Source organism: Acidiphilium sp. PM (assembly GCF_000219295.1).
Classification (GTDB): domain Bacteria; phylum Pseudomonadota; class Alphaproteobacteria; order Acetobacterales; family Acetobacteraceae; genus Acidiphilium; species Acidiphilium multivorum.
Genome location: NZ_AFPR01000197.1, coordinates 1 through 8,271, shown reverse-complemented (window position 1 = coordinate 8,271; position 8,271 = coordinate 1). Strand labels below are relative to the sequence as shown.

Sequence of the window (8,271 nt, the reverse complement as noted above, 5' to 3'; positions counted from 1 at the left end):
GGCGACGGCGGCGCGCCACCAGGCCGATGCCGAGCAGGCCGGTGCCCAGCAGGGCGAGCGAGCCGGGTTCCGGCACGCTGGTGGAGACGCCCTGCGTGTTCACGCTGAAATCGAGCTGGGCCGCAACCGTATGCCGATCCGCGTAGAACAGAAGGAGATTATGCGACCCGGCCGAGAGCGTCTGCGTGACATAAGTGGCCGGCACGGTGTTGTAGGCATGGACGCCGCCGGCATCGATGACCAGATTGCCATCGATGAACAGGTAGGCGGCGTCGTCTGCCTGCAAGTTGAAGCTCACCTTCTCCGCCGTCGGGAGGTTCAGATCGCCGCTGTAGATCGCGGTCTGGAAGGCGGATGAATCACTGCTTCCGGTGCCGTTCGGCGGAAACAGCTTGGCATTGCTGTATGGCAGGCTAACGGTTCCGGTGCCCGTCTCGTTCGTCCACCATTGCAGTTCGCCGGTTGTCTTGTTGATGGTCTGGTAGTTCGCGCCGCTCGCCGGGTTGTAGACCGGCAGGCCGTTCGGGCCGAGGGTGGACTTGACGTCGTTATTGTAAACGATGTCGCAGCAGCCGGCGCTGGCTCCGAAATCTGGGCTGGCGGAGGTCATCGTGTAGTACGTGACGTTGAGCTGGCTGGTGATCGCGCCGGCCTGGGCGGCGGTGGCGGTGGCGATCAGGCCGGCCAGGGCGATCGCGGCGGTTCGCACCGCTGGGAAAAGCCGGGTCTTCAAATTCATGACGATAGCCCTCTCTCGGAATTGCATGCTAGCTCTCTGGCAAAGGCAAAAGCAAAAACGATGCCAGAAAATCTTATCATTATTTTTCAATTGTTTATTGGCCAACCGTTGGCATGAACGGGGTGGCGTGTAAAATTTTCCGACACGCAGATTTCACGCGTTCGTGAGCATCTTGCGCGGTTTCCGGTTCATCCCCTGTCCATCCGGCGCGGTCCGTCGCCGCCGCGTCGCGGATGCGGGCGGCGGAAGCCATGCCCGTCAGGCAGTTGGCCGCCGGACATCATGTGACGCCGCAACATCCTGCACGCAATGCGGGTGGCGCCGGCGATGTCACGAAGTTTTTGGTTGTTCCCGAGGTAAATCCAGTGTTAAATTTCGGCAATGGCCTCGGAAATCATACACTCCGGTGACCGCGTGAGCATTGGCGATCCGACGATCCTGTCATGGCGGGCGCTGGGACAGCTGGTCGTCGTGCAGGTGGGCCGCAAGCTGCGGAATTCGCCGGATTCGCTGGGCATTCCGGCGGCATCCGCCATCGTTCTCGCGACACTCTGGGCGCTGGCCGAGCTGACCGGCATGACCGGCAACACGATCGACCTCAGCATCCCCCCGGTCGCGGTGACGATGCAGTCGAGCGGGATCGGCAAGGCGTTCTGCCAGGCGCCGGCCGCGGGGCCGGGTGCCGCGGGGCAGTGGACGGCGCCGATCTATGCCTGCGGGACCGGCGGGATCACGGGGCCATCCGGGCCGCTCAGCGTCGCCCCGGACACCGACGGGCGGATGATCCTTGAGACCAGCATGGGGGTCGCGTCGATCTACGCGGTGATGATGGCGAACACGGACAGTTCCGGCGCCATCGGCGCGAGCGGCGCCGAGTTCCGCGACGGCTACGCGTTCAGCCCCGCCTTCGTGACGGCGAGCGGCCTGTCGATCACCGCGCTGTCGCGCCAGTGCGAGGCCGGATTTTCGCCGGCGCCGCCGACCATCGCCAACCGGACGCCCTATGGGGCGGGCCAGGCCAGCTACGCGCCCGGCACGCCCTCGGTGACCGCGAGCGGCGGCTTCGTCTGCGGCGGGACCAGGATCGTCGAGGGCGATCTCGACCTGCCCGACTGAACCGGACGCGCGGCCTCAGCCCGCATCCGGCGCGAAGGCGCGCAGCAGCGCAGACTGCGCCTTGTAGACCGCCTGGGTGCGGTTGGTGGCGCCGATCTTGCGCATGATGTTCTTGATGTGGACCTTCACCGTGCTTTCGCTGACGCCCAGCTCGTAGGCGATGATCTTGTTCGCCTTGCCCTGGCGCAGATGGGCGAAGACGAGCTTCTGGCGCGGTGTCAGGAAATCGTCGCCCGGCGCGAAGCCGGAGGGGGGCGGCGGACGGTCGTCGAGCAGGAGATCGACCGGGGCGAACCGGCCGCCCGCCTGGACGAAGCGGATGGCGGCGACGGCGAGCGGAATGCCGACCATGCGGGTCGGGACGAAGCCCTGCGCGCCCTCCTGGAACAGGAGGCGGACGAAGCCGGTGTCGGGCGTCTCGGCGGCATCGTGCAGGACGACGATCGGCAGGCCGGGAAAGGCCTCGCGCAGGGCGGCGATGTCGGCGAGGACGGCCTTCGCCGCCGGCCCGTCCTCATGCGCGTGGCAGAGCAGGAGATCGAACCCCTCGCCGGCCGCATCGATGCAGTCCTAAGCGGTGACGAAGCTGCGGACCGCGAAATCGGCGCCCTGGGCGACGAGGGCGCTGGCGAGGCATTCGCGCGTCAGCCGCGAGGAATCGACGAGGCCGATCCGGGTGCGCCCCGGCACCGCCGCCTCGACCGCGGCGGCGCGGACGGGCGATGAATAAGGGAGGCGCGGACGCTCCAGCGATCGCGCCAGAAAGGGCACGAACGGCGTCGCGACCGCCCCTTTTTCGGTATTATTCTGCTGCATTTCGAGTCTTCCCGGAAATATTGCAAAATGACGAATGTCGGCGGTTCATTTCCGCCATCTATTCGGACAATAAATAAATCGGAAATGATATTGCCGGGATTAAGAATTGTAATACAAGGTGACCGTCCGGGAGACCGGTGCATGTAAGTCTCGAAATATCGAAATAACGCGACGGACTGTAACGTTGTATGGGATTTGTCGTTATTTTCGAGAAATGAAGGGATGCCGCGCCGACGGCCGGCGCGGGGCCGGCCGCCGGCTTGCGGCCCGAGTCATTTCACCTGGGAGACCAGCTTCGCGGTCGAGGACTGGGCGGCGGAATAGGTCAGCGCCGTCTTGCCGGCGGGGTAGCCGTTCTTGCTCAGGATGAAGGCCATGATGTCGGCATAGTCCTTGTGCGGCAGGCTGCCGGGGGCGCCGGCCGGCATCTGCTGCGACAGCTCGTCGAAGATCGCGGCGACGGTGTAGTTGTTCGAGGCGCTGGCGAAGCCCTGGCCGACCAGGGCGGGGCCGCTGATGCCCTGCAGGTTCTTGCCGTGGCACATCGAGCAATGGGTCTCGAAAGCCTCGTGCCCGGCCTTGGCCTGGGCCTTGGTGTAGAGGGCGGGAAGCGGGGCGGCGGCGGCGATCGCGGTGCAGAGACCCGCCGCGGCGAGACCGGCGAGCAGGCGCGCATCCGGGCGGCGCAGGGTGCGGGAGAGGCGTCGGAGCATCAGGGGTATCCTTTCAGCGGGTGAACCGGCGGGCGAGCCTGCCCGCCGCGAGTCACGGGGTATGGTAGGGGGCGACGAGACGGGCAAGGGTTCCGTCCTTCGCGAGATGGGCGAGCGCCGCATCGAAGCGGCGGGCCGCGGCGCGGCCGGATGCGGTCGGCGCGTAGAGGGCGACGACCGACCAGTTGGCGTGCGGCTGGCGGAGCGGGCGCTGGTGGAGGTGCATTCCGTCCCGCGCCAGGGCCTGTTCGAGCAGCGGCTGCCAGAGCAGGGCATAGGCGATCTCGTGCCGCTTGAGGGCGGCGAGCACGTGCGCGGGCGTGGAATACTGGTGCTCGGCGAGGCGCGCGCCGGGCCCCGCGCCGAAATAGGTCGTCGGCACGGTGAGATAGACGACGCCGACCTGCGTGCCCGGGGCGAGGCGCGAGAAGGCGGGCGGCGGCGCTTCGCCGGCGATGACGAAGCCGGTCTTCACATAGGGATGCGTCGCGGCGACGCCGGGCGGCAGCGCCGGATCGCCGGTCTCGACCGGGAAGCCCATCACGAGGTCGCAGCGCTGGCGGGCAAGCATGCTGAAGAAGCGCGGCTTCTTCGCATTCAGCGCGTCGGTGCCGTCACGCGTGTCGATGCTGACGATGCGCGGGGCGACGCCGTCGAGCCGGCCGATGGCGGCGGTGAGCGCGCGATCGACACGCTGCATCGGATTGGCGCGGTCGATGCAGACCGTGGGGCCGGCGGCGCGGGCGGAGGCGATGCCGCACGCCGCCAGCACGATGCCGGCCAGCGCGGCGCGGAGAAGCCCCGGCCGCCGAAGCGGCCGGGGGTGCCTGCGCTCAGCCATTGAGCGCGAAGACATGGAGCTGGCCGCCGCGCGGCGCCTTGGCGAGCGAGGCGCCGAGCTTGCCCGACCACAGCGGCCACACGCCGCCCCAGCCCGACCAGACCGCGACATACTGCTTGCCGTCGATCTCGTAGGACATCGGGTTGGCGATGATGCCGGAGCCGAGATAGGGGCTCTTCCACAGGATCTTTCCGGTCTTGGCGTCGAAGGCGTAGAGATGGCCGTCCGCCGTGCCGGAGAAGACGAGGCCGCCGGAGGTCGCCATCGCGCCGCCGTCCCACGGCTCCTTCGTGCGGTGCTGCCAGACCTGCTTGCCGGTGGACAGATCGATCGCCTGGATCGAGCCCATGTGGTGCGGCGAGGCGGGGTCGGGCTTCATCTCGAAGGTTTCGCCGAGATAGGGCAGGCCCGCGGCGTAGCTGACCGGAACGCCCTTCATCGTCATGCAGGCGTGCAGCGTCGGCACATAGGCCATGTTGGTCGCGGGATCGACCGCGCCGGGCCACCAGTTCTTGCCGCCGAGGAAGCTCGGGCAGGTGAAGATCTGCTTGTCGAGCGCGGGGCGCAGCTTCATGTTGTTGACGGCCTGGCCGTCCTTGATCCCGGTGATCGAGGTGTCGTGCACGAAGGGCACGGCGTAGATCAGCTTCCCGGTCTCGCGGTTGATCGCGTAGAAATAGCCGTTGCGGTTGGCCTCGACCAGGGCGTGGTAGGGCTTGCCCTTGTAGGTGATGTCGGCGAGCTGGGCGGTGTTCACGCCGTCATAGTCCCAGGTGTCGTTGCGGGTGTACTGGTAGTGCCACTTGATGGCGCCGGTATTGGGATCGATCGCGATGACGCTGTCCGAATACAGGTTGTTGCCCGGGCGCATCGAGGCGAGCCACGGGCCCGGATTGCCCACACCCCAGAAGAGCTGCTTGGTCTTCGGATCGTAGGTGCCGGTCATCCACGGGCTGCCGCCGCCGTGCTTGTAGGCGCCGGCCGGCCAGGTCTTGCCGCCGGGCTCGCTCGGCGAGGGAATCGTGTAGGTCTTCCAGAGCAGCTTGCCGGTCTGCGCGTCGAGCCCGACGATGAAGCCGCGGGCGCCGTATTCGCCGCCGCCGGAGCCGATGATCACCTTGCCGTCGACGATCATCGGGGCCTCGGAGATCGAGTAGCCGATGCCCGGCTTCTCGAGCGCGACGTTCCACAGCACCTTGCCGGTGGTCGCATCTAAGGCGAGGACGTGATTGTCCAGCGTGCCCATGAACACTTCGTTGCCGTAGACGGCGACGCCGCGGTTGTTCACGTCGCAGCAGACCGTCTTCAGCGCGGTCTTCGGCAGGTCGTAGTCGTATTCCCAGAGTTTCTGGCCCGTCTTGGCGTTGAAGGCGATGAGATGGTCGAGCGGAGTGGTGGCGAACATGTAGTCGCCATTGACGATCGGCGTGCCTTCGAAGCCGTTGGGGATGTCGATTTTCGCCGATGACCAGGCGGGTTTCAGCGAGGCGACGTTCTTCGTGTTGATCTGCGCAAACGGCGCGTAGTCGTCGCCGGCGTAGCTGCGGTTGAACATTAGCCAGCCCTTCGAGGCGGCGGCGTTGTCGAGCCGGGCCTGGGTAACGCTCGGGTAGGCAGGCTGCGCCGAGGCGGCGCCGGCGGCGAGCAGCGTGCCGGCGAGGGCGCCGATCAGCGCGGTTCCGGTTCTGGCAAATCTGGACTTCATGAAGATCTCCCTAAGAGGTTTCTGGTGTTGTCAGGATCAAAGAGCGGCGGTTTGTTGCGCCGTCAGGTTAGGGGAGCCCGGGCGGCGGCGAGCATCGCGGCTTCCTCTCCGGAGAACAGCCGCGAGCGCACATGAAAGCGCAGCCCGGTGCCGTTGTCGAGCGAGAACATGCCGCCGATCCCCTCGACGACGTCGATCACGAGCTGGGTGTGACGCCAGTACTCGAACTGCGACGCGCTGATGTGGAACGGCGCGCCGCCGATGGCACCGAGGCAGATATCGTCAGGGGAAACGACGAAATCCGCCTGCGGGTAGCACATCGGCGCCGAACCGTCGCAGCAGCCGCCCGACTGGTGGAACAGGACCGGGCCGTGACGCGCCGTCAGCTCGGCGATCAGCGCGAGGGCCGATGGCGTCGCGGTCACGCGCGGGATGGAACCCGGTCCCGTCATGGTCAGAAGAAGCCGAGCTTCTTCGGGTCGTAACTAACCAGCATGTTCTTGGTCTGCTGGTAGTGGTCGAGCATCATCCGGTGCGTCTCGCGGCCGATGCCGGACTGCTTGTAGCCGCCGAACGCCGCGTGCGCCGGGTAGAGGTGATAACAGTTGGTCCAGACGCGGCCGGCCTTGATGCCGCGGCCGAAGCGATAGGCGCGGTTGGCATCGCGCGTCCAGACACCGGCGCCGAGGCCGTAGAGCGTGTCGTTGGCGATGGCGAGCGCCTCGGCCTCGTCCTTGAAGGTCGTCACCGAGACGACGGGGCCGAAAATTTCCTCCTGGAAGATCCGCATCCGGTTGTGGCCGCGGAAGATGGTGGGCTGGACGTAGAACCCGTCCGCGAGCTCGCCGCCGAGCGCGGCGCGGCCGCCGCCGGTGAGCACTTCCGCTCCTTCCTGGCGGCCGATGTCGAGATAGGAGAGGATCTTCTCGACCTGCTCGCTGGAGGCCTGGGCGCCGACCATCGTCGCCGCATCCAGCGGGCTGCCCTGGCGGATCGCCTGCACGCGGGGGACGGCGCGCTCCATGAAGCGGTCGTAGAGGCTTTCATGGATCAGCGCGCGCGACGGGCAGGTGCAGACCTCGCCCTGATTGAGCGCGAACATCGCGAAGCCTTCCAGCGCCTTGTCGAGGAAGTCGTCATCCTCGGCGGCGACGTCGGCGAAGAAGATGTTGGGCGACTTGCCGCCGAGCTCCAGCGTGACCGGGATCAGGTTGTGGCTGGCATATTGCATGATCAGCCGGCCGGTCGTGGTCTCGCCGGTGAAGGCGATCTTGGCGATGCGGCTGGAGGAGGCGAGCGGCTTGCCGGCCTCGAGGCCGAAACCGTTGACGATGTTGAGCACGCCGGGCGGCAGCAGGTCGGCGATCAGCTCGGCGAGGACGAGGATGCTGACCGGGGTCTGCTCGGCCGGCTTGAGGACGACGCAGTTGCCCGCCGCCAGCGCCGGGGCGAGCTTCCAGGCCGCCATCAGGATCGGGAAGTTCCAGGGGATGATCTGGCCGACGACGCCGAGCGGCTCGTGGAAGTGGTAGGCCACGGTGTTGTGGTCGATTTCCGAGAGCGTGCCTTCCTGGGCGCGGATGCAGCTCGCGAAATAGCGGAAGTGGTCGATGGCGAGCGGAATGTCGGCCGCGGTGGTCTCGCGGATCGGCTTGCCGTTGTCGACCGTCTCGACATAGGCGAGGAGGGCGAGGTTTTCCTCCATCCGGTCGGCGATGCGGTTGAGCATCAGGGCGCGCTCGGCCGGGGCGGTGCGGCCCCAGGACTCGGCGGCGGCGTGGGCGGCGTCGAGCGCGTGCTCGATATCGACCTCGCTCGACCGGGCGACCTCGGTGAAGGCGTGGCCGGTCACCGGGGTGACGTTGGCGAAGTAGCGGCCCTCGGCCGGGGCGACGAAGCGGCCGCCGATGAAATTGTCGTAGCGGGGCTTGAAGGTGAATCCGCCGGGTGCGGTTCCGGGCGAGGGGCGAATGGCGCCGTCGGGCATTGGTCTTCCTCCGTCCTGCGGCCCGACGTTCCGGGCCGCGCTGGTTGCTTCGCCAGGGAGGACTGCAAGCGCCGTGCCAAGGCCGGGACGCGGCCGAATCCGCCCGCCGGCGCGCCAGACGCGCCGGGCGCGGGACAGGCGGGACGTCCCGATCGGGGACACTGTCCCAAAACGGGACGTTTCGTATTGTTCCGTTGCATGGCGGGACGACGGCGCATAGTGTCAGGCAAACATGACGACGGCCGCCAGCAGGAGCGCGCCGCGACGATCGAGGAAACGCAGGACGGACTACGCCCATGGACCATCTTTCCACACATCACGACGACAGGTCCGCGCGGTTGCGGGCCGGCAAGG

9 protein-coding genes are annotated in these 8,271 nt (G+C 67.2%); 1 reads left to right on the top strand and 8 read right to left on the bottom strand.

From position 1 onward, the window contains the following. On the bottom strand, positions 1-739 hold a 739-nt coding region (locus APM_RS09325; protein WP_007423117.1), incomplete at its 3' end, for a PEP-CTERM sorting domain-containing protein. A 414-nt stretch (positions 740-1,153) separates the two neighbouring features. On the opposite strand from APM_RS09325, the gene APM_RS09320 reads away from it, so the two are divergent. Beyond that, positions 1,154-1,855, top strand: a complete 702-nt coding sequence (locus tag APM_RS09320; RefSeq protein WP_007423116.1) for a hypothetical protein — start codon at positions 1,154-1,156, stop codon at positions 1,853-1,855. Positions 1,856-1,870: 15 nt separating this feature from the next. Here the strand turns inward: APM_RS09320 and APM_RS22620 are convergent, their stop codons facing one another. From APM_RS22620 to adh, 7 genes are all read right to left on the bottom strand, one after another. Beyond that, positions 1,871-2,206, bottom strand: a complete 336-nt coding sequence (locus tag APM_RS22620) for a response regulator transcription factor (protein WP_007423115.1) — start codon at positions 2,204-2,206, stop codon at positions 1,871-1,873. A gap of 219 nt (positions 2,207-2,425) precedes the next feature. After that, complete coding sequence (locus APM_RS22615) at positions 2,426-2,671, bottom strand: hypothetical protein (protein WP_007423114.1); 246 nt, start codon at positions 2,669-2,671, stop codon at positions 2,426-2,428. Positions 2,672-2,943: 272 nt separating this feature from the next. After that, a complete protein-coding gene (locus APM_RS09305; RefSeq protein WP_007423113.1) occupies positions 2,944-3,384 on the bottom strand; it encodes a c-type cytochrome in 441 nt (146 codons plus the stop codon). Positions 3,385-3,436: 52 nt separating this feature from the next. Beyond that, positions 3,437-4,225 (bottom strand): transporter substrate-binding domain-containing protein, encoded by a 789-nt coding sequence (locus tag APM_RS09300; RefSeq protein ID WP_007423112.1) that lies wholly within the window; start codon positions 4,223-4,225, stop codon positions 3,437-3,439. Then, positions 4,218-5,930: a methanol/ethanol family PQQ-dependent dehydrogenase gene (locus APM_RS09295; protein ID WP_007423111.1), complete on the bottom strand. Its 1,713-nt coding sequence runs from the start codon at positions 5,928-5,930 to the stop codon at positions 4,218-4,220. The genes APM_RS09300 and APM_RS09295 overlap by 8 nt, the downstream gene beginning before the upstream one ends. A 62-nt stretch (positions 5,931-5,992) precedes the next feature. Continuing rightward, the gene (locus tag APM_RS09290; protein WP_007423110.1) at positions 5,993-6,382 is read right to left on the bottom strand and encodes a DUF779 domain-containing protein; all 390 of its coding nucleotides are present in this window, start codon (positions 6,380-6,382) and stop codon (positions 5,993-5,995) included. A gap of 2 nt (positions 6,383-6,384) precedes the next feature. Continuing rightward, the gene (adh, locus tag APM_RS09285; protein ID WP_007423109.1) at positions 6,385-7,917 is read right to left on the bottom strand and encodes an aldehyde dehydrogenase; all 1,533 of its coding nucleotides are present in this window, start codon (positions 7,915-7,917) and stop codon (positions 6,385-6,387) included. Positions 7,918-8,271 lie beyond the last annotated feature (354 nt).

Coding starts and splice junctions, on each gene's coding strand:
- APM_RS22620 (WP_007423115.1), bottom strand. CDS start 2,206: ATGGTCGGCATTCCGCTCGCCGTCGCCGCCATCCGCTTCGTCCAGGCG.
- APM_RS22615 (WP_007423114.1), bottom strand. CDS start 2,671: ATGCAGCAGAATAATACCGAAAAAGGGGCGGTCGCGACGCCGTTCGTG.
- APM_RS09305 (WP_007423113.1), bottom strand. CDS start 3,384: ATGCTCCGACGCCTCTCCCGCACCCTGCGCCGCCCGGATGCGCGCCTG.
- APM_RS09300 (WP_007423112.1), bottom strand. CDS start 4,225: ATGGCTGAGCGCAGGCACCCCCGGCCGCTTCGGCGGCCGGGGCTTCTC.
- APM_RS09295 (WP_007423111.1), bottom strand. CDS start 5,930: ATGAAGTCCAGATTTGCCAGAACCGGAACCGCGCTGATCGGCGCCCTC.
- APM_RS09290 (WP_007423110.1), bottom strand. CDS start 6,382: ATGACGGGACCGGGTTCCATCCCGCGCGTGACCGCGACGCCATCGGCC.
- adh (WP_007423109.1), bottom strand. CDS start 7,917: ATGCCCGACGGCGCCATTCGCCCCTCGCCCGGAACCGCACCCGGCGGA.